General features: G+C 39.9%; 16 protein-coding genes. 4 read left to right on the top strand and 12 right to left on the bottom strand.

What is annotated here, in order from left to right; genetic code table 11:
- Positions 1 to 149: 149 nt before the first annotated feature.
- From KO561_RS05475 to KO561_RS05455, 5 genes are all read right to left on the bottom strand, one after another.
- A complete protein-coding gene (locus KO561_RS05475) occupies positions 150 to 974 on the bottom strand; it encodes an aldo/keto reductase (protein ID WP_231096124.1) in 825 nt (274 codons plus the stop codon).
- Between the two features lie 525 nt (positions 975 to 1499).
- A complete protein-coding gene (locus KO561_RS05470; RefSeq protein WP_231096123.1) occupies positions 1500 to 2741 on the bottom strand; it encodes a quaternary amine ABC transporter ATP-binding protein in 1242 nt (413 codons plus the stop codon).
- A complete protein-coding gene (locus KO561_RS05465) occupies positions 2741 to 3598 on the bottom strand; it encodes an ABC transporter permease (protein WP_231096122.1) in 858 nt (285 codons plus the stop codon). Before KO561_RS05465 ends, KO561_RS05470 begins: the two co-directional genes overlap by 1 nt.
- Before the next feature lie 103 nt (positions 3599 to 3701).
- A complete protein-coding gene (locus KO561_RS05460; RefSeq protein WP_231096121.1) occupies positions 3702 to 4703 on the bottom strand; it encodes an ABC transporter substrate-binding protein in 1002 nt (333 codons plus the stop codon).
- 439 nt (positions 4704 to 5142) lie between these two features.
- Entirely contained in the window at positions 5143 to 5475 is a 333-nt protein-coding gene (locus KO561_RS05455; protein WP_231096120.1) for a hypothetical protein, read from the bottom strand.
- 183 nt (positions 5476 to 5658) lie between these two features.
- On the opposite strand from KO561_RS05455, the gene KO561_RS05450 reads away from it, so the two are divergent.
- Positions 5659 to 6099: a MarR family winged helix-turn-helix transcriptional regulator gene (locus KO561_RS05450; protein WP_231096119.1), complete on the top strand. Its 441-nt coding sequence runs from the start codon at positions 5659 to 5661 to the stop codon at positions 6097 to 6099.
- Positions 6100 to 6112: 13 nt separating this feature from the next.
- Positions 6113 to 9187: an MMPL family transporter gene (locus KO561_RS05445; RefSeq protein ID WP_231096118.1), complete on the top strand. Its 3075-nt coding sequence runs from the start codon at positions 6113 to 6115 to the stop codon at positions 9185 to 9187.
- 20 nt (positions 9188 to 9207) lie between these two features.
- On the opposite strand, the gene KO561_RS05440 is transcribed toward KO561_RS05445, so the two are convergent.
- Entirely contained in the window at positions 9208 to 10032 is an 825-nt protein-coding gene (locus KO561_RS05440) for an AAC(3) family N-acetyltransferase (RefSeq protein WP_231096117.1), read from the bottom strand.
- A 13-nt stretch (positions 10033 to 10045) separates the two neighbouring features.
- A complete protein-coding gene (locus KO561_RS05435; protein WP_231096116.1) occupies positions 10046 to 11116 on the bottom strand; it encodes an undecaprenyldiphospho-muramoylpentapeptide beta-N-acetylglucosaminyltransferase in 1071 nt (356 codons plus the stop codon).
- Between the two features lie 113 nt (positions 11117 to 11229).
- On the opposite strand from KO561_RS05435, the gene KO561_RS05430 reads away from it, so the two are divergent.
- Positions 11230 to 12594 (top strand): MATE family efflux transporter, encoded by a 1365-nt coding sequence (locus tag KO561_RS05430; protein WP_231096115.1) that lies wholly within the window; start codon positions 11230 to 11232, stop codon positions 12592 to 12594.
- A 28-nt stretch (positions 12595 to 12622) separates the two neighbouring features.
- Here the strand turns inward: KO561_RS05430 and KO561_RS05425 are convergent, their stop codons facing one another.
- Entirely contained in the window at positions 12623 to 13183 is a 561-nt protein-coding gene (locus tag KO561_RS05425; RefSeq protein WP_231096114.1) for a maltose acetyltransferase domain-containing protein, read from the bottom strand.
- 119 nt (positions 13184 to 13302) lie between these two features.
- Positions 13303 to 14727, bottom strand: coding sequence for an aldehyde dehydrogenase family protein (locus tag KO561_RS05420; RefSeq protein WP_231096113.1), 1425 nt, complete (start codon positions 14725 to 14727; stop codon positions 13303 to 13305).
- Between the two features lie 600 nt (positions 14728 to 15327).
- Between KO561_RS05420 and KO561_RS05415 the strand changes: the two genes are divergently transcribed.
- Positions 15328 to 15768 (top strand): hypothetical protein, encoded by a 441-nt coding sequence (locus tag KO561_RS05415; protein ID WP_231096112.1) that lies wholly within the window; start codon positions 15328 to 15330, stop codon positions 15766 to 15768.
- Positions 15769 to 15843: 75 nt separating this feature from the next.
- Here the strand turns inward: KO561_RS05415 and KO561_RS05410 are convergent, their stop codons facing one another.
- The 3 genes from KO561_RS05410 to KO561_RS05400 form a co-directional block, all read right to left on the bottom strand.
- Positions 15844 to 17034: a NupC/NupG family nucleoside CNT transporter gene (locus KO561_RS05410; protein WP_231096111.1), complete on the bottom strand. Its 1191-nt coding sequence runs from the start codon at positions 17032 to 17034 to the stop codon at positions 15844 to 15846.
- A 213-nt stretch (positions 17035 to 17247) separates the two neighbouring features.
- On the bottom strand, positions 17248 to 17751 hold the full coding sequence (locus KO561_RS05405; RefSeq protein ID WP_231096110.1) for a DUF4367 domain-containing protein: 504 nt from the start codon (positions 17749 to 17751) through the stop codon (positions 17248 to 17250).
- A gap of 130 nt (positions 17752 to 17881) precedes the next feature.
- Positions 17882 to 18757: an ROK family protein gene (locus KO561_RS05400; protein ID WP_231096109.1), complete on the bottom strand. Its 876-nt coding sequence runs from the start codon at positions 18755 to 18757 to the stop codon at positions 17882 to 17884.
- Positions 18758 to 18859 lie beyond the last annotated feature (102 nt).

Here is an 18859-nt window from a genome sequence, read left to right as displayed (position 1 = left end):
ACCGCCGGATTATGGATTTTTTCGCCGGAAAACGTGGACTGAGCGCCGAATTATGAAATGAATCGCCGGATTCTTGGGCGTAAACGCCGAATATCATCAGTCGGGCCAACCCGAATACAAAAAGGCAAGGAGCAGCTCCTTGCCTTTTTTCAATAATTAAATTTATCTGGGTGTGCTCCAATTCGTTTATCTTCATTCATACCATCTATTAATTCCATATCTTCTCCTGAAAGTTCAAAATCAAAGATATCCGCATTCTCTTTTTGACGTTCTGCTTTCGTTGATTTTGGAATGGTCACGATCCCGTGCTGATAATCCCATCTTACAATGATTTGAGCTGGAGTTTTTCCATGCTTTTCCGAAAGTTGCTGTAGAACTGGGTGATCAAAATAAGATGCTTTCCCTAATGGGGCCCATGCTTCCACGATAATATCATGTTTCTTGCAGTATTCACGCGTTTCCAATTGGGACAATTGTGGATGCAGTTCGATTTGATTGGCCATTGGTTTAATCTCCGCACTTTTTAAAAGGTCTTCCAAATGGTGTGGTAGAAAATTACTTACCCCTATTGCTTTGGCCTTTCCACTTCGATAAATATCCTCCAGTGCTTTCCACGTTTCTTTATATTTCCCCGGAACTGGCCAGTGCACTAAATAAAGATCGACATAGTCCAATCCCAGCTTATTTAAACTTAAATCAAATGCTTCCATCGTATTTTCATAGCCTTGTTGATCGTTCCAAACCTTCGTTGTAATAAAGAGCTCTTCACGTTCAACTCCACTATCCTTCACGGCACGACCCACACCTTCTTCATTTTCATAAAAGGAAGCTGTATCGATATGACGATAGCCAAGATCAATTGCTGATTTTACAGCATCATATACCCCATTCCCCTCAATTTTGTACACACCTAAACCGACAGAAGGGATTTTCACTCCATTATGTAATGTTTGCACAGAATTAGCTAAACCCATCATGAACACTCCTTTATACTCTTCCTTTTATTGTAATCAAGCAGCTAAACTTTTAAAAGAAATGTGAACTACAATTGTTATTATCACTATCCTCTATACCTAAGTTGGGCTAAAATCTGATAACCATCTGATGGCTTCCCTGCATAGCTCCCCCACCACGAAGGATATTTAATGGGAATAATCGTACATATAAATTGAAAATATTGAAAATGGCTATGCCCGTCATTAAATTATTCCATGAAGAATGAAACTGGCCATGGAGGGCGAGGAGTCCAGACAGGATAGAAAGGACATGAAATACCTCCTCAGAGAATGGTTACTTCTGGTCTAAGATTTCAAAAGCCTATTTTAAATCCTATCATCTATAATATGATGTGGGGCGACGGAATCTAATTATCTGATTGAATTCAAGACCACTCATCCCCTTGCCCCTTTTATTAAATATACATTTCTATATTGGCATATTTTTCCATATAAGTGATTAGTCCATAAAAAAGGAGTGCTTCTACGCACCCCTTACAAGTCTTATATATTCGTCGTATCGCTAGGCTGATAATACCCATGATACTCTTTACTTTCCTCTACGTCCTCTGCTACAAGACCAGAAAGAACGTGAACACGCAGGATGTAACCTTCTAAGCGGTTATCCTCACCTACTACGGCCAGTGGGAATTTGGATTCCAATGCTTTTGGAATTAAGTCGTTAACATACTCATCTCTGGTGACCTTTGTAACATTCGTATCAAGAACATCCTCTAAGCTTTGTTTGTTTTTAATACCTTGAATTGCTTGATCAATGGTCACAATTCCTTGTAAGCGCCGACTACGATCGACAACAAAAACACTAGAAATCCCATTTTGCTCCATTTCCTTGACCGCCACATTCAAGCCATCTTTCAACGAAACTAATGCGGAAAGATTGCTCATTACATGGTCGGCTTGAAGTACTTTGGAGCGATCGATATCTTTAATGAAATTAGAAATATAATCATTAGCTGGTTCTGCAATAATTTCCTCTGGAGAACCGACTTGAACGACTTTTCCATCCTTCATGACAGCGACGCGATCCCCAAGCTTAAATGCTTCATTCACATCATGTGTAATAAAGATAATCGTTTTTTTGAGGCGTTCTTGAATATCCAAAAGTTCAAGCTGCATATCACGGCGAATCAACGGATCCAGGGCACTAAAAGGTTCATCCATCAGCAAAATATCCGGGTCATTAGTCAATGCTCTAGCAAGTCCAACCCGTTGCTGCATTCCACCAGAAAGTTCATCAGGGTATTTGTCCTCATACCCTTTCAACCCTACGATTTCAAGGTTTTCTCTGGCAATTTTTTCTCGTTCTTCCTTAGGAATACCTTTAATTTCTAAGCCATACTCAATATTACCTAGAACAGTTCTATGATCAAATAATCCAAAGTGTTGGAACACCATCGCAATCTTGTCTTGACGAAATTTTTTAAGTTTTGTAGGGTTATATTCTACGATATTCTCTCCATCTACATAAATCGCCCCACCTGTTGGCTTATTTAATAAATTAAAGCAACGGATTAATGTAGATTTCCCACTTCCGGAAAGCCCCATGATAACAAAAATTTCACCTTCATTGATTTCCATCGAAGCATCATAAACTCCTACCGTATGTCCAGTTTCTTCTAAAATTTCTGCTTTTGTCATGCCTTGTTCTACTAGATTAATAACCGACTTTGGCTTCGGACCAAATATTTTTGATACATGGTCTATTTTTATCTTTTCGTTACTCATTATTTAGCCCTCCTATGCTTTTGGAATCGATCCGCTACACCGCCGGAGATTCGATCAATGATAATGGCTAAAAATACGATACTAATACCTGCTTCAAACCCTAACGCAATGTCAATTCGGTTAATCGAGATAAGCACTTGTTCTCCAAGTCCTTGTGCCCCAACCATGGAAGCAATAACGACCATAGCTAATGCCATCATCGTCGTTTGGTTTACACCCGCCATAATAGTTGGTAATGCTTGTGGCAATTGAACCTTTTTCAGCATTTGCCATTTAGAGGAACCAAAAGATTGTGCCGATTCAATCACTTCTGGATCGACCCCTCTGATCGCTAATTCCGTTAAACGAATAACTGGAGGTAGTGCGTAGATTAAAGTTGCGAAGATTGCCGAGACATTTCCCAGTCCGAAGAAAAAGATAGCAGGGATTAGATACACGAAACTAGGCATGGTTTGCATGGCATCGAGTAACGGTCTCATAACCATTGAGAATTTTTTACTAAACGCCATCCAAATACCTAGAGGAATCCCGATGAGTAAAGATATGATAACAGCCGTCATCACAACAGATATCGTCATCATCATCTCTTCCCACAAACCGAACGTGCCAATTAAGAAAATAAAGATACCGTAAATAATACCGGATGTTAAGGAGCGGAAATACCACCCAAGTAAAACGATTAATAAAATAAATACCCACCAAGGAATCATGTTTAGAAATGCTTCGATTCCGTTAATGGAACGTGAAGCAATAAAAAAGATAAAATCAAATAAACCAGCTAATGATTCGTCCAGGAATTCAACGAATTCTTCTACATACTTACCTAAGTTACTTTGAATGTCAGGAAAATTCATCATAGGCAACGCTGTACGGAATACAGCTTGTTCACCTCACCTTTTAATAGAATCTGATTAAATGAGAAAGTAGCTGACTGTAGCAGCCAGCTACCCTCTATGAATCTTATAGAGAATCTTTTACTTTAGTTGCAATGTCTTCGGGAACCCACTTTGTCCATAGATCCTCGTGTTCTTTTATCCACCAAACAGCAGCATCTTCTGCAGAAGCTTCATTTTCGTTCATATAAACAAGCGCTTCTTCTGTTAACGCGCTGCTCGTTTCATAGTTCTTCAGAAATTCGTAGACCTCTGGTGCTTGGTCTTTGAAGTCCTTGTGTGTGGCTACTATTACATCATTTGGAGGGAACTCAGTCCCTTTATTTTCTTTCCAGGTTTCCTCATCATATGGAGGCTCTTCTAGTAATGTTAAGTCGTACATAGCAGTTACTGCTGTTGGAGACCAATAGTATCCAACCCAAGCTTCTCCAGAATCATACGCATCCGCCAAAGAAGTCACGATTGCAGCATCAGAACCTGGCATAAAGTTGTTAAACGTTTCTCCAAGTCCATACGTTTCAAATTTTTGTGTGATTGTTTCAGCTACCGCCCAACCACTTGGAGCATTGATTAAACGACCTTTACCAGGATCTTCCGGATCTTCAAATAGTTCTGGATAGTTTTTTAAATCAGCAACTGTTTTCAAATCTGGAGCCATTGGTTCAATACCACGCTCCTCATCTCCTTCAATCACATACGTTGGAACATAAAGTCCTTGTGTGTTGTCATCGAAGTTCGTAGACACATTTTCAAAATCCCCAGCTTCAATTGCTTCGTTGTACACTTCTTTAATATTGTCTGTCCATACTTCCATGTACACATTTATGTCACCTTCACGTAAGCCTTGAATTGTTGCAGCAGTTGATCCAGGTTTCACTTCTGTCTCGTACCCATATCCTTCTTCCATGATGGTTTGCGCTACAGCGTTGTGAAAACGGATGCTATCCCAACCCGCATCAGCTAGTACAATTTTATCCAAAGACTCTTCGCCATCTCCACCTCCTGACCCACCGCAGGCAGCAAGAATAAACAACAATAATAATGAAACACCTACAAATACCTTCTTCATATATCTCTCCCCTTTTATTTAAAACTCTTCCCCTTCCTCCGCACAAATAATCCCAATATTCTGAACTTAGTAGTCAGTTCAATATCCGGTAAGACACAATATCAATGTGAAAATGAAAATCATTCGCCGGAGAATTAGCAAGAAATGAAACAATAGTGCATGAGGAAAAGAGGGTTTCGCTAAAATGCGACAACAACATACATTTTACTACAGATTAAACACTTTACCCAAACCTACTCCCTCTTGATATTCCCCTTTTAATTCGAGTGACTAATGTTTATTAGTGTTTTAACTTGTCCATATGTACTTATTGTCCTAATACCTCTGTTTTCCTAACTCATCTAGAAAAAGAAGGAAAAACTGACAAACACCGTGCTAATAACCTACTTTCCCTCTTTTTAAAAATTTAAACCTAAAAAAATAGCCGTTCAGAAAACAGCTATATCTTTGGTAACTTTCTTTCATATAAAGCAAACGATAACACTCGAACTAAAACAGGATAGAAGGCAACGAGTCCTAACAAATCACCCCAAATTCCTCTAAAGTCACTAACGGCCATCCAAATTACGAGAGCTAACATGAGCAAAGCACTAATTGTTCCACCTTGTGTATTAATCGGCCTCCACGTATTCCAAATAACTCCCGCATCCCCTATTAATTTTTGAAAGCAGACATAGTGAAAAGGTCGAATCCGAAACCAACTTACCCCAGTTAGTAATTGATCTCGATTTTTTATTTCTTTTCTACAGTATCTACAAATATGTGCATTCATGGTCTTCTTCCCTTCCTCTATTAAAAAATCATTTTATATTATGTAAGTCCATTCTTTGTCTAGTTTACCATGGAATAACTTTTCATGTTATCCTACTTGATTTTCGTAATCAGTCATGCTATTTTATAATAGTTCACTTATTGAACTATTCATTTGTGAAACCAATTGGACAGGAGTGACAATATGAACAAGCTCGAGCTACATGAACTCATTGAGCTTTACACCTCAACGATGAATGAAGTAAACCGTAGAGTTAATGTGATCATGAATGATAAAGTACATCAGGAGCTAACAACCGACCAATTCGGAACCTTACGATTTCTTGACAAGCACCAACCAACGACCAGCACGGAAATCGCTAATGAATTCTCCATTGGGAAGAGCGCAGTCACAGCTCAGGTTAACCGTCTTTTTGAAAGAGGGCTAATTGATCGTCGTCGTGACGAAGAGGATCGACGTATTGTGTATTTACAGCTCACTGAAAAAGGAAAAGCGCTTGTAGAAGAAGGAACAGAAAGATTATATGAAGTACTTGGGGATATTTTGACACAATTTAGTAAAGAAGAAGTAACGACTTTCGTTCATTCTTTAGAAAAACTCGTTACTATACTTAGAGAAAGATAGGGAGGCACACAGGGTGAAACAAATTATACGCTTTCGCTGGGTAGTCCTTGCAGCTTGGATTGTAGTAGCTGCTTGCTTGTTTATATTTTCTCCAAACCTGCAAGAGCTCGTTCGGGAAAAAGGACAAATCGGCGTTCCAGATGGTTATTCTTCTACGGAAGCAGCTCAGATGATTGAGCGGATGTCGGAGAATAACAACAAGGATACCATTAGTGCCGTTATGGTATTTCATGAGGATGAAGCTCTAACAGACGCTGAAAAATCAGAAGTCGGGGATGCGATTGAAACTTTACAAGATCAATCCGACAAACTGGGGCTTTCAGAAATCCTCTCCTTTCAGGACGATCCACGGATTGAAGAACAAGTAGTTTCTGAAGACAACACAACGATACTAGTGCCGTTTGAAGTATCATTAGAAGATCGAGAAATTGAAAAAGCACGCGATGAAATTAATGAGGCTGTGGAAGATGTTGAAGTTGACCATCTTCTAACAGGAGAAGCATTTATTTCTCAAGACGTTGTTATTAACTCAGAAGAGGGATTAAAGAAAACAGAATACATTACAGTAGGATTTATTCTATTAATCCTATTTATCGTGTTCCGTTCCTTAGTTGCTCCATTCATCCCATTATTAACAGTAGGGATCAGTTACTTAGCGGCACAAGGTGTGGTATCCATTCTAGCAGATACCATCGATTTTCCACTTTCCACGTTCACGCAAATATTCATGGTTGCGGTTATGTTCGGGATTGGAACAGATTACTGTATTTTATTAATTAGTAGATTTAAGGAAGAACTTGCTCACCACGAATCGGTAGGAGAAGCTGTCATTGCTACGTATAAAGCAGCTGGAAAAACGGTGTTCTTTTCAGGTCTTGCTGTACTAATCGGTTTCTCTACAATCGGGCTATCGACATTCTCCCTTTACCAATCCGCTGTGGCAGTTGCTGTAGGGGTTGCAGTCGTACTGATTGCTTTGGCCACACTCGTTCCATTTTTCCTTGTAGTCTTAGGGAAAAAGCTATTCTGGCCATTTGATAAAAACGTATCACATAGTGAAAGTAAGCTTTGGGGATCTGTTGGGAGCTTTGCATGGACTCGTCCTTTAATCGCATTGCTTATTGTTCTAGCATTTGTTGTACCAAGTCTCGTAACCTATGACGGGTCAAAATCCTACAACTCTTTAGAAGAAATTGGTGACGAGTACGGTTCCGTAAAAGCATTTGACTGGATCTCAGATAGTGTGGGGCCAGGGGAAGCCATGCCAACAACGGTCGTGCTAGAAACCAAAGGGAAAATAGACTCCTCGCAAGAGTTTGAGGACATCGAATTAATTTCTAAGGAATTAGCAAATATCGATGGTGTCAAATCCGTTCGAAGTGCAACACGTCCGACAGGTGAGTTGCTCGAAGACTTTACCATCACAAGTCAAACCGGCCAACTAGGCGAAGGCATTGGAAAAAGTATTGATGGAATTGATCAAATTCAATCCGGTTTAGCAGATGGTGCAAGCCAGTTAAAAGAATCTCAGCCTCAATTAAAAGAAGCAGAAAGCGGCGTAGAACAGTTGCTCCAAGGTACACAACAAGCGAACAATGGAATCGGCGACATGAAAAACGGACTTTCTGAGATTCAGAATGGAATCGAGTCCGGTGCGAGTGGTGCTGGTGAGATTAAAGCAGGGTTGCAAGAGATTCAGAAGAACTTGCAAGCAACTATTGATGGGAATAAGGATGTTTTAGCTGGGTATCAAGAAATTGAAAATGGATTAAGTCCTATTGTGCAAGGATACATTCAATATACAAATGTACTGAGTGGTTCCCTAAATACACTCAATGATGTAGACGTTGAACCTGAAGACCAAGAAAAGTTCGATGAAGCGAAAGGGCAGATTAAATCTGTTATCGATGGGACATCTGGTTTAACCAACACGCTCCAAAAAGACATCCTAGGCGGAATGTCCGAAGCTAACACAGGCTTTCAAAAATCCATCTCCGGCCAAGAACAACTATCAGCCGGACTAACCGATCTTATAAATGCAGTCGATCAACTCCAAAACGGGTTGAATCAAGCCGCAGATGGACAGCAACAAGTCGTTCAGAACATCCCAGCATTACAAAATGGCTTAACGCAAATCTACGGTGGTCAGGAAGAGTTGAAGCAGGCATTTAGTGATATGCAAGATCAACTTGGTCAACTATCTGACGGCTTAACGCAAAGCTCGGAAGGTTTAGTACAAATTTCTGATGGTTTAACCGAGGTGCAAAACTACCTAGACACATTCTCTAGCAATGAAACAACATCTTATGTAAGCATCCCAGACGAAGCGCTAGAAAATGAAGAATTCTTGGAAGGAATTCAACCCTATCTATCGGATGATAAAACAATCACGAAATTAGAAGTAGTACTTGAAGATAACCCTTATTCAACAGAATCTGTTGAATTAATCGATACGGTTGAAAAAACAGTGGAAGATGCCATTCAAGGTACGTCTTATGAAGATGCTAAATACGCAATTGGTGGAATTAGTAGTACGAACCACGACTTGCAAAGCATATCGGATGAGGATTACTCTAGAACGGTTGTCTTAATGCTTAGCGGGATTTTCATTATCCTAATCATTTTGCTACGTTCCCTCATTATGCCGATATACTTGATTGGGTCGCTCGTTCTAACGTACTTTACAGCTATGGGATTAGCAGAGATTATCTTTGTTAATATCATGGGCTATGAAGGATTAAGCTGGGCGGTTCCATTCTTCGCTTTTGTTATTCTCGTTGCCTTAGGAATAGACTATAGTATTTTCTTAATGGATCGATTTAACGAGAACAAAGCAATGTCGATACGAGATGGATTACTCCATGCAATGAAAAACATGGGTACAGTGATCATCTCTGCAGCGGTTATTTTAGGTGGAACATTCGCAGCTATGCTTCCATCTGGCGTCCTATCGCTTTTACAGATTGCAACGGTTGTATTAATTGGCTTATTCTTATACGCCTTAATTATGCTACCACTATTCATCCCAGTCATGGTTAGGTTCTTCGGAAAATTGAATTGGTGGCCATTTAGCCACAATAAAGAGTAATAGAGAAAAGGAGCACAAGGTCATGAACCCTTGTGCTCCTTTATTTTATCATCATAGTTTTCTAGCCATTCTGCCGCGTAATCGACCGCTTCTCGAACGGAAAATAACTTCGTCAAACCTGAGCCAATATATCCTTTTTTGACAGGCAATTCGTTTTCAAAGTCATTCCCTAAGTCTTCAAATAGCTCTTCTCTAAATTCAATATCCATATAGTTTTTCCAAACACGCATTCCGTTCTCCATCATAGGCGAGCCTTTTGGAACTAACTGTTGATTTTGGATACGATACTCCGCCAAATGAAAGCTCGTGTTGCTGTCATATCCTACACCAATCAGTAAAACGGAAGCTTCCATGTCATAGAGTTTTTTCAAGGGAGATTCTTCCCCTAACCCGTTTTCTAAGGAATGGTTCGCCAGGATCGTATCTCGATTTTTTCCCCAGGCTAGAAATGAATACATCGGATGACTACTCCGTTTGACACTCGGAAAAGAACGAAATGCTTCTACAATTTTACCCATTCCATAAGTAGGTGTATAACCCTCCTCGTAGGCTGGCATCGTCTCTTTAATTTCGTCCCACCAGTCCTCCGGAACAGGAGGATTGCCCCATTCAGCTGGGTCAGACAGAGTTGGAGTTTGCGCTGGCATAACAATCGTGCCTTCGTCAGTAATAACATCTTGTAAAGCTTGAATAACTGCAACCTCGCCCCCATTCACCCATCCTAACGAGGACAAGGAGGAATGCACAATAACCGTCATTCCTTTTTGTACTCCTAGAGCATCTAAATCAGCTTTCAAGGAATGTCTTGTTCTAGGTCTCACAGCTGCTTTTATTACGTTTTCCATCTATCTTTTCCACCTATCGTGCTGATTGTTTTATGATATTAATAACCTTTTGTTTCGCTTCTCTACTTTCAAACGAGCGCATTTTCGTAATCACGCTGTTTTTTCCTTCCTTCAAACTTTTCAGTTCTTGAACTAAACGTTCCTCTGTAAGTTCTTCTTCCTCGACCATACGGGCATACCCTTGTTTTTCAAAGGATTTAGCATTTAAAATTTGATCCCCTCGACTCGCATTCCGTGACAGTGGAATAAGAAGCATCGGCTTACGCAGTGCTAAAAATTCAAAAATCGCATTCGAGCCCGCCCGCGACAAGACGAAATCCGTAGTGGCAAACAAATCCGATAACTCATCTTTCACGTATTCGTACTGCACATATCCTTCTCGTTGAATCGAAGTATCTACATTTTCTTTCCCGCATAAATGAATGATTTCAAATTCCTTTAATAGAGTATCCAGTTGATTTCGCACCGCTTCGTTAATCTTTCTAGCGCCACCGCTGCCTCCCATGATTAAAAGAACTGATTTTTTTCCGGGTAACCCAGTAAATCTTAAGCCCTTCGTTTTACTCCCTACATATAACTCATCCCTAATCACAGCGCCAATCCACTCAGCCTTGTTTTCCGGCAGGTATTGAACTGTTTCTGGAAAAGTAGTCAGTACTTTTTTAGAAAATGGAATTGCGATTTTATTCGCCAATCCTGGGGTAATATCCGATTCATGGATAACCGCTGGGACACGTCTCATCCTGGCTGCAACAAGGACAGGAACAGATACAAAACCACCTTTTGAAAAAATGACTGCTGGTTTTGTTTTCCCAATAATACGGTGAGCTTGTAACGTTCCTTTTAATACTTTAAACGGATCCTTGAAGTTTTCTTTAGAAAAGTATCGCCTTAGCTTTCCAGTAGAAATCGGGTGGTAGGTAACACCCTCTAACGGTTCTATTAATTCGCGCTCGATTCCCTCATGTGATCCAATATAATCTATAGTCCAACCTTCTTTTTGAAAAGATGGGATGACAGCCAAATTAACCATGACATGGCCAGCTGTACCTCCACCAGTAAATAAAATTCGTTTCTCCTTCATAATGACGCCCTCTCTATCTGTACTTCACAAGCAAGTTAGGTTCTCTTCCCCAATAAAATTGTGTTATAATCCTCTCTATCCTAATGGAAATTCATTGAAAAAGGAAGACTCCCATGTATCCAACTTATACCTTTCAACAAAAACTAAAATTATTTTCTGTTATCCTTATACCTATTCTCATTACCCAGTTGAGTATGTATGCGATGAATTTCTTTGATACGGTTATGTCAGGCCGAGCTGGCGCTGGAGATTTAGCAGGGGTGGCTATCGGTTCTAGCCTTTGGGTTCCTATATCAACCGGGATTAACGGTATTCTTCTTGCCCTATCCCCTATTGTAGCGCAGTTACTCGGTGCAAACCAAAAGAAAGACGTACCAGAACAGGTTCGCCAAGGTATTTACTTATCTATTCTCATGGCATTATTAGTTACCGTAATCGGCTTATTTTTAATAGACCCTATCTTGAACGTGATGGACCTAGAAAATCACGTTCGCTATATTGCTAAATACTATTTAATCGGAATCGGAACAGGTATCATTCCGTTGTTCATTTTTAACCTGTTAAGATGTTATATGGACGCATTAGGACAAACGAGAACGTCCATGGTCATTATACTCTTATCCTTGCCATTGAATATATTGTTTAACTACGTATTTATTTTCGGCAAATTCGGTGTCCCTGCACTTGGCGGCATTGGGGCTGGTGTTGCTTCTTCCTTAACGTATTGGTTCATTTGTGGTATCACGTTGTTCATCATCGCCCGTGTCCATCCTTTTTCTGAGGATCGAATCTTTACAAGCTGGCATAGTCCTTCCTTGTCAACTTGGATCGAGCAGTTAAAAATAGGAGTTCCTACTGGGTTTTCCATCTTTTTTGAAGTGAGTATTTTTTCAGCGGTTACGTTGTTTATGAGTGTGTATAGTACGTACACGATTGCGGCCCACCAAGCAGCGATTAACTTCGCTTCCTTCTTATACATGGTTCCATTTAGCATTGCCCTAACCCTTACGATTGTCGTAGGCTATGAAGTAGGAGCGAAGCGTATTCGCGATGCAAAGGTGTACGCTTATATGGGGATTAGTTTTGGGGTCTTCATTGCATTTGTCTCTGGATTCATTTTATATGCATTTGATGAGCCAGTTGCACGACTATATAATACCAATCCTGAGGTCGTCGAGTTAACAACTAATTTTATTTTTTACGCTATCTTTTTCCAGTTTGCTGATGCGTTTGGTGCACCTTTACAAGGAACCTTGAGAGGCTATAAAGATGTGAATATCACGTTTATCATGTCACTCATCAGCTATTGGTTGATCGGGCTACCAAGTGGCTGGTTGCTAGCTAACTTCACGGCGCTTGAAGCATATGGCTATTGGATGGGACTCATTATTGGATTAAGTGCAGGTGCCGTCACGCTATTTTTCCGCCTAATCTATCTACAAAAGAGATTATTAAAACAATACTCTCCTACCACATAAAAACGGATGCCTTAGACATCCGTTTTTTTCATACAACGATTTGCTTTAGAACACGTGCTGGATTGCCTCCTACTACAACATTATCTGGCACATCCTTGGTAACTACCGATCCTGATGCAATCACCACGTTATCTCCTATTGTAATGCCCGGATTAATAATCGCTCTTCCCCCAATCCATACACTATTCCCGATCGTAATGGGCTTTCCATATTCCATGCCTGCGTTCCGTTCCTCCGGGTCAATAGGATGGGTTGCCGTATATAGATGGACTCCAGGAGAAAGAAAACAATGATTTCCAATTTTTATTTCCGCTACATCAAGCATGACACAATCAAAATTGGCATAGAAGCTATCCCCGACAATAATGTTATAGCCGTAGTCGCAACGAAAAGTAGGTTCTATATAAAATTCGTTTCCTGTACTTCCAAAAAGGGATTTTATAATCTCCTTCCTTTTCTTCTCTTCCATCCCTGACGTTTTGTTATACACCATCGTCTGGAGACGCGCATGAAGCCGATCCTGTATTAACTCATGGTCTGAAGCATCGTAATATTCACCGGCCATCATCTTTTCCTTTTCTGATTTCATGATACACCCCTTTTCCACTTATTACCTAAATTTCTTATATTACCATTTCGTGATAAAAACCAAAATTCCTGCTCCCATAACAATAAGGCAGCTACGCAAAAGTAGCTGCCTCCTGAATCTTACTCTAAGTTTAACACAACCAACCGTTCCTCGGTCATTTCATCTATCGAATACTTCGGCCCTTCCTTACCAGATCCACTATCTTTCACACCGCCATACGGCATCAAGTCCACCCGATATTGAGAAGCATCATTAATCATCATGCCTCCCACTTCCACTTTTTTAGCTGCATAGAAAGCAGTGTTAATATTTTGGGTGAAAATACCTCCTTGCAAGCCATATGGCGATTCGTTTATTTCATCAATACATGCATCCAAATCTCGGTATGGAATAATACTTACGATTGGCGCAAACACTTCTTCACACACCACTCGCATCGTTTTGTGTACATCCACAAGAACTGTTGGTTCTAATAAAGGACCTTTTCTCGTACCACCACACAAAAGTTTTGCACCTTGTTCCTTCGCTTCCAAAATCCATTCTTCCGCCCGTATTGCTTCCTTTTCAGAGATCATCGGACCAACGTCTGTATCCGAATCATTCGGATCCCCCACCTTTAAGGTTTGAACGGCCTCCATAAACTTCCTTTGAAATTCATCACGTACATCCTCATGCACATAAACCCGTTGTACGGAAATGCAAACCTGTCCAGCAAAAGCAAAGCTCTTTTCTGCAGTAAGTTGAGATGCTTTGGCTATATCAGCCTCTTTATCGATAATAACAGGAGAATTATTCCCTAGCTCTAAAATCAACTTATTTAAACCGGTGTTTTGCTTAAGCTTTAAGCCAACCTCCGCACTCCCCGTAAAGGTATATAGCTTAATTCGATTGTCTTTCATCATTTGATTCCCGACCGTTGAACCAGAACCAACGACAACGTTAAAGAAACCATTAGGAAGTCCAGCCTTTTCAAAAATTTCCGCTAGTTTGATTGCTGTAGTCGGTGTTGTACTTGCAGGTTTGAGCACAACCGTATTTCCTGCTGCAATTGCTGGTGCCACTTTGTGAGAAACGAGATTGAGTGGAAAGTTAAACGGACTTATCGCGCCGATTACTCCTACGGGAACCTTAATCGTAAAAGCCATTCTGTTTTCAGATCCTGGTGCTGCTTCAACTGGAACACCTTCTCCAGTTATCCGCTTCGCTTCCTCTGCAGCCCATTCAAAGGTTTGAGCAGAGCGAACAATCTCACCCTTGGCTTGTTTTAAAGGTTTTCCAGCTTCTTTTACAATGCCTAATGCGAGTTCATCCTGTTGCTCCAGCATCAATTCACTAACCCTTTTTAAAATTTCGTACCGTTTATAAGCGGAAAGCTGAGTTGTTTGAAAAGCTATTTCTGCACTAGAGATCGCTTTGTCGACTTCGGCCTCACCCGCTTTCGCTACTGTTGCGTATACGTCCTGTGAATATTTATCCAATACATCTACTGTTTCGTTCGTATCTATCCACTGTCCATTAATGTATAGCTTATAATGCTGCGTCATATTCAAACGCCTCCTTAAAGGTTACATTCCACGTCTATTGTACTGTAAAACTAGCATAGGAATGAACTGACAAACTGTTAAATAGGATGGGGCTAGCATAAGACAGTTCTCGTGCAAAATGTTCTTTTACAATCATCAAACAGAAGCATACAATATAAATATACATACCTTTAAGTGGTTAAATCTTTTAAACTAGTTCATGTTATTTGAATATGCTCTTTTTGTAAGTACTGTTGCTTCTTAAGTCACACATTTTTTAACACCTCGCCTCAAAAAATTCAGCTTCCTTTCTAAATTAGTTATGTGTCAGAATCCGCTCCGGTTTAATACTTCATCATAGATGACTATCTGATGGAAGCCAGGATTAAACACATATTAATCCAGTTTGTTGGAGTTCTGCTCACTAGAATAGAAAGCAACCTTAAGCGGAGGAAATACGCGAAGACTCTGCGGGAAAGCCGAAGACGCTTAGACCCGACAGGGAGCGTTCTATGCGAGCCCGCGGAAAGAGTAGTGTATTTCCGTAGCGGCACCGGTGATTATTGATTATTAAAAACAACCAACTTATAGCAAACAGCCTATTAATTAGAAGGAGGTGTCTTGAAACTGAGAAAAAGAATAGGTTTGCTCGCTCTACTTATTGTCCTATTTCTAGCCGGGTATTGGACTGGACATCTCCATAATAAGGAGGCATTCAGAGAAATAAGAATTGGTTATCAAAACGCCGATAATCCAAATCGAATTGATTACAAAATGGTTTTCACAGACACTGAAAACCAAAGTATCGTGGACAACTTTTTGATGATCTATATACACAAAGAAAAGGTAGGCAATGTAAACATAGATGTAGATAACCCTGATATTTATTTTGAGATGGGGAGTCCTAAACAATCCGTTCGCCTAATCAATTCCAGAATGTGGTTTACAGAAGATGGTGCCGTTATTGGGGAGCGTAAAGGAGAAAACTGGGACCAAGTGGAATACTTCCGAATTGATAAGAGCGATGCAGACTACATGAAGGAAAAGATTGACTACCAGTGACGCCATCCAGTTAAAAGAGAAATCATAAAAAAATCGACTACCAACACAAGTAGTCGATTTTTTCTATATATATTTTTACAAGAACAACCCTGCCATCGTTGCGGATAAGATAGAACCAAGTGTTGCTCCAATCAATAGCTTCAAACCAAACTTGGAAACAACTTTTCCTTTTTCTCCATCGATCCCTTGCACTGTACCAGCAATAATCCCAATAGAGGAGAAGTTCGCAAAGCTCGTTAAGAACACGGCTACGATTCCGACTGTTTCGTTAGAAAGCTGTCCAATTAATGGCGCTAATTCAAGCATCGCAACAAATTCGTTTGTTACGATTTTCGTACCCATTATTCCACCCGCTTGAATCAGTTCTTCAGGAGCAATACCCATCAAGAAACCAAATGGTGCGAACACGTAACCTAGAATTTGTTGTAAAGTGACACCAGCAAACACGGCTTGAATAATCCAGTTTACTAATTCTAGTGAGGCAATAAATGCAATCAACATAGCTGCCACAATTAGAGCAATTTTCCCACCATCTAAAGCACCATTTCCCATCGCTTCAAAGATACTTTTCGATTCAGAAACTTCGCGAATATCAACATGGTCATCCTCTGGTTTCACTTTTACTGGCGAAATAATAGAAGCGACAATCAAGGAGCTAAACATGTTTAACGGTAACGCAACAAGGACATATTCCGGTGGTAGCATTTGCATATAAGCACCAACGATGGAAGCAGAAACCGACCCCATAGCCGAAGCACTAACGATATACAATCGATTTTGGTTTAAATGATGGAACTGAGATTTAATGGCTAATAGTGCTTCTGATTGCCCAAAAAAGATACTATTCACGGCATTAAACGATTCTACTTTAGGTAACCCTGTTATCTTGGATAAGGCACCACCAATATACTTAATAATAACCGGAAGAATTTTTAAATGAGTTAAAACAGAGAGAATGGTTGCAAAGAAGATGATTAACAGTAATACGTTAAAGAAGAACACACTGCCCCCTTCGTTGACAGCAATCCCTCCAACAACAAAGTTAACCCCCGCTGTTCCAAATTCTATTAATTTATTAAACCCATCCGAGATTTTTGTAATAATTAGCCGTCCGATACTCGTATCAAACATGAACCATGTCGTTAAAATTTGAAGTAATAACATAACACCGATACCAATGAAGTTAATGTTTGTACGATCATTGGACATTAAGTAAGAAAGACCAAGCACAACTATAATGGCCACTAATCCTAATAAAATTTCCATTTGTTTACCTCCTAAGGTGTCTTCTATATGATATGAAAGTGCTTTCAGTCAACATGTAGGATTTTATCACAGAGGTCAGACGTCTTGCAAGTAGAAAGATGTAGAAATTTATGGTTTTTTTATTCTACATCTATAGTTTGCTCCCTCCCTCATTTCATTCATAAGAAAACTCCCCACCTTTAAGATGAAGAGTTTGGTTGAATCCATATTCGGTTAAGAATGAAATGATTGTGCAACCTTAATTAGTTTATCCTTTGGAATAGGAGAGCCCGAATTATCATTATTTCGATACATCATTTTATAGGTTATACCCTCTTCTTCCCAATATAAGGTTTGAGCAAATCTATTTTCGACGTATTTACCTTCTAATTGCTCGCTAATTTTCACCTCAGCAGAATCACCAACTTGTTCCGTTTGTCCTAGTTCCCCATCCACCATTTGAATAGAGAGTAAGTCATTACTCATCGTGTAAAAGCTAACGTCCAATGCTTCATTTTGAGTTTCCAAGGTTTTAAATCGGTCCGAAACAACGATAGCTGTTTCCAAAGGTAAATAAGAAGGGATTTTAGGTTCGAAGGAAAGCGCTTGAAGAGCAGATTCTACTTTCTCCTTATCATAGGGAAAGTATCCATCTGGTAAGCTCTGCTTTTGTTGGCACGCAAACAAACACATACTCATAAGAAAAATAATCAACCATCCAAGTTTTTGTTTCGACACGATCCCACCCCTCCATTCGACAAGATTCTCTATTTACATAGACGAATGAGAGTACGGAATTGTTTCAAAAAAATAGGATTTTTTATAATAGAAAGAAGGGCTCCTAATCATCGGATTAAGAGCCCTTCTTTTACTTTAGGTGGTGAATAAATCCATAGACAGCACCTAACAAATTCGCGTTTTGCCTATGCTGACACACTTCTATACTTGGCTTGATTTTAGCAATTTCTACTTCTTTTAGGATTTGATCCACTCTTTTATCGACTTGAGCGACCAAGTCTTCTCGGGCACTGATGCCACCACCAATTAAAATGACCTCTGGATCATACATGTATTGCAGATTGTAAATACCTAATGCAATCATGCGATAGAAATCCTCAATGGCTTCCTGACAAGCCGGATCTCCTTTTTCTGCTTGTTCAAAAATTTCTTCTCCAGATAAGGTCTCGACATTCACTTGTTTTTTCTCCGCCACTCTTCTTAATAAAGAAGCAGTTGCTGCTGTACTACTCCAAGTCCGTTTTCCGTCGACAAGCATATAACCGAACTCTCCACCGTGAAGGTTGGCTCCTTTATGAATGACACCATCCTTGAAAACTGCTCCTCCTACTCCCGTTCCGAGTATAACGAGGAGCACGTCCTTCATGCCCTTCCCAGCTCCATTCCAAATTTCTGCATAACCAGCAGCATTTGCATCGTTCTCCATATAGACAGGATATCCTGTTTTCTCGACAATTAGCTCTTTCACATTCGGTCCGTGTATGTACGGCAAAGCACTAAACCCATAAATAATTCCAGAATCAGATACCGCTCCAGGGGCACTTATCGCAAGTCCTTCTATCTTTCCTTCTGGATAGACTTGAGTAAGCTCAGCGATTAGTTCAATTAAAGAATCTAAATCCTTCGGTGTAGGTGTTTTACTTTGCTTTATGATTTCTGCTTGCTCGGTAACTATTCCGTACTTTACAAATGAACCACCAATATCAAATGCCATATATGTTTTCAACTTTTTATTCATCCTTTGTTTAAATTAAACTAATGGTACGATTATAGCATAAAACGAACTTGGTCTTGGTATTCTCTACGACGTTTTCATTTAAATACTCTA

Origin of the sequence: Radiobacillus kanasensis, assembly GCF_021049245.1 — a bacterium.
In the GTDB taxonomy this organism is placed as follows: domain Bacteria; phylum Bacillota; class Bacilli; order Bacillales; family Amphibacillaceae; genus Radiobacillus; species Radiobacillus kanasensis.
Note: the sequence above shows the minus strand (reverse complement) of the source record. Positions and strands in the feature narration are given on the sequence as shown.

Excerpts from the sequence above, each read along its gene's own strand:
- KO561_RS05455 (WP_231096120.1), bottom strand. The coding sequence starts at position 5,475 with ATGAATGCACATATTTGTAGATACTGTAGAAAAGAAATAAAAAATCGA.
- KO561_RS05475 (WP_231096124.1), bottom strand. The coding sequence starts at position 974 with ATGGGTTTAGCTAATTCTGTGCAAACATTACATAATGGAGTGAAAATC.
- KO561_RS05420 (WP_231096113.1), bottom strand. The coding sequence starts at position 14,727 with ATGACGCAGCATTATAAGCTATACATTAATGGACAGTGGATAGATACG.
- KO561_RS05450 (WP_231096119.1), top strand. The coding sequence starts at position 5,659 with ATGAACAAGCTCGAGCTACATGAACTCATTGAGCTTTACACCTCAACG.
- KO561_RS05440 (WP_231096117.1), bottom strand. The coding sequence starts at position 10,032 with ATGGAAAACGTAATAAAAGCAGCTGTGAGACCTAGAACAAGACATTCC.
- KO561_RS05425 (WP_231096114.1), bottom strand. The coding sequence starts at position 13,183 with ATGAAATCAGAAAAGGAAAAGATGATGGCCGGTGAATATTACGATGCT.
- KO561_RS05430 (WP_231096115.1), top strand. The coding sequence starts at position 11,230 with ATGTATCCAACTTATACCTTTCAACAAAAACTAAAATTATTTTCTGTT.
- KO561_RS05460 (WP_231096121.1), bottom strand. The coding sequence starts at position 4,703 with ATGAAGAAGGTATTTGTAGGTGTTTCATTATTATTGTTGTTTATTCTT.
- KO561_RS05435 (WP_231096116.1), bottom strand. The coding sequence starts at position 11,116 with ATGAAGGAGAAACGAATTTTATTTACTGGTGGAGGTACAGCTGGCCAT.
- KO561_RS05465 (WP_231096122.1), bottom strand. The coding sequence starts at position 3,598 with ATGATGAATTTTCCTGACATTCAAAGTAACTTAGGTAAGTATGTAGAA.
- KO561_RS05410 (WP_231096111.1), bottom strand. The coding sequence starts at position 17,034 with ATGGAAATTTTATTAGGATTAGTGGCCATTATAGTTGTGCTTGGTCTT.
- KO561_RS05470 (WP_231096123.1), bottom strand. The coding sequence starts at position 2,741 with ATGAGTAACGAAAAGATAAAAATAGACCATGTATCAAAAATATTTGGT.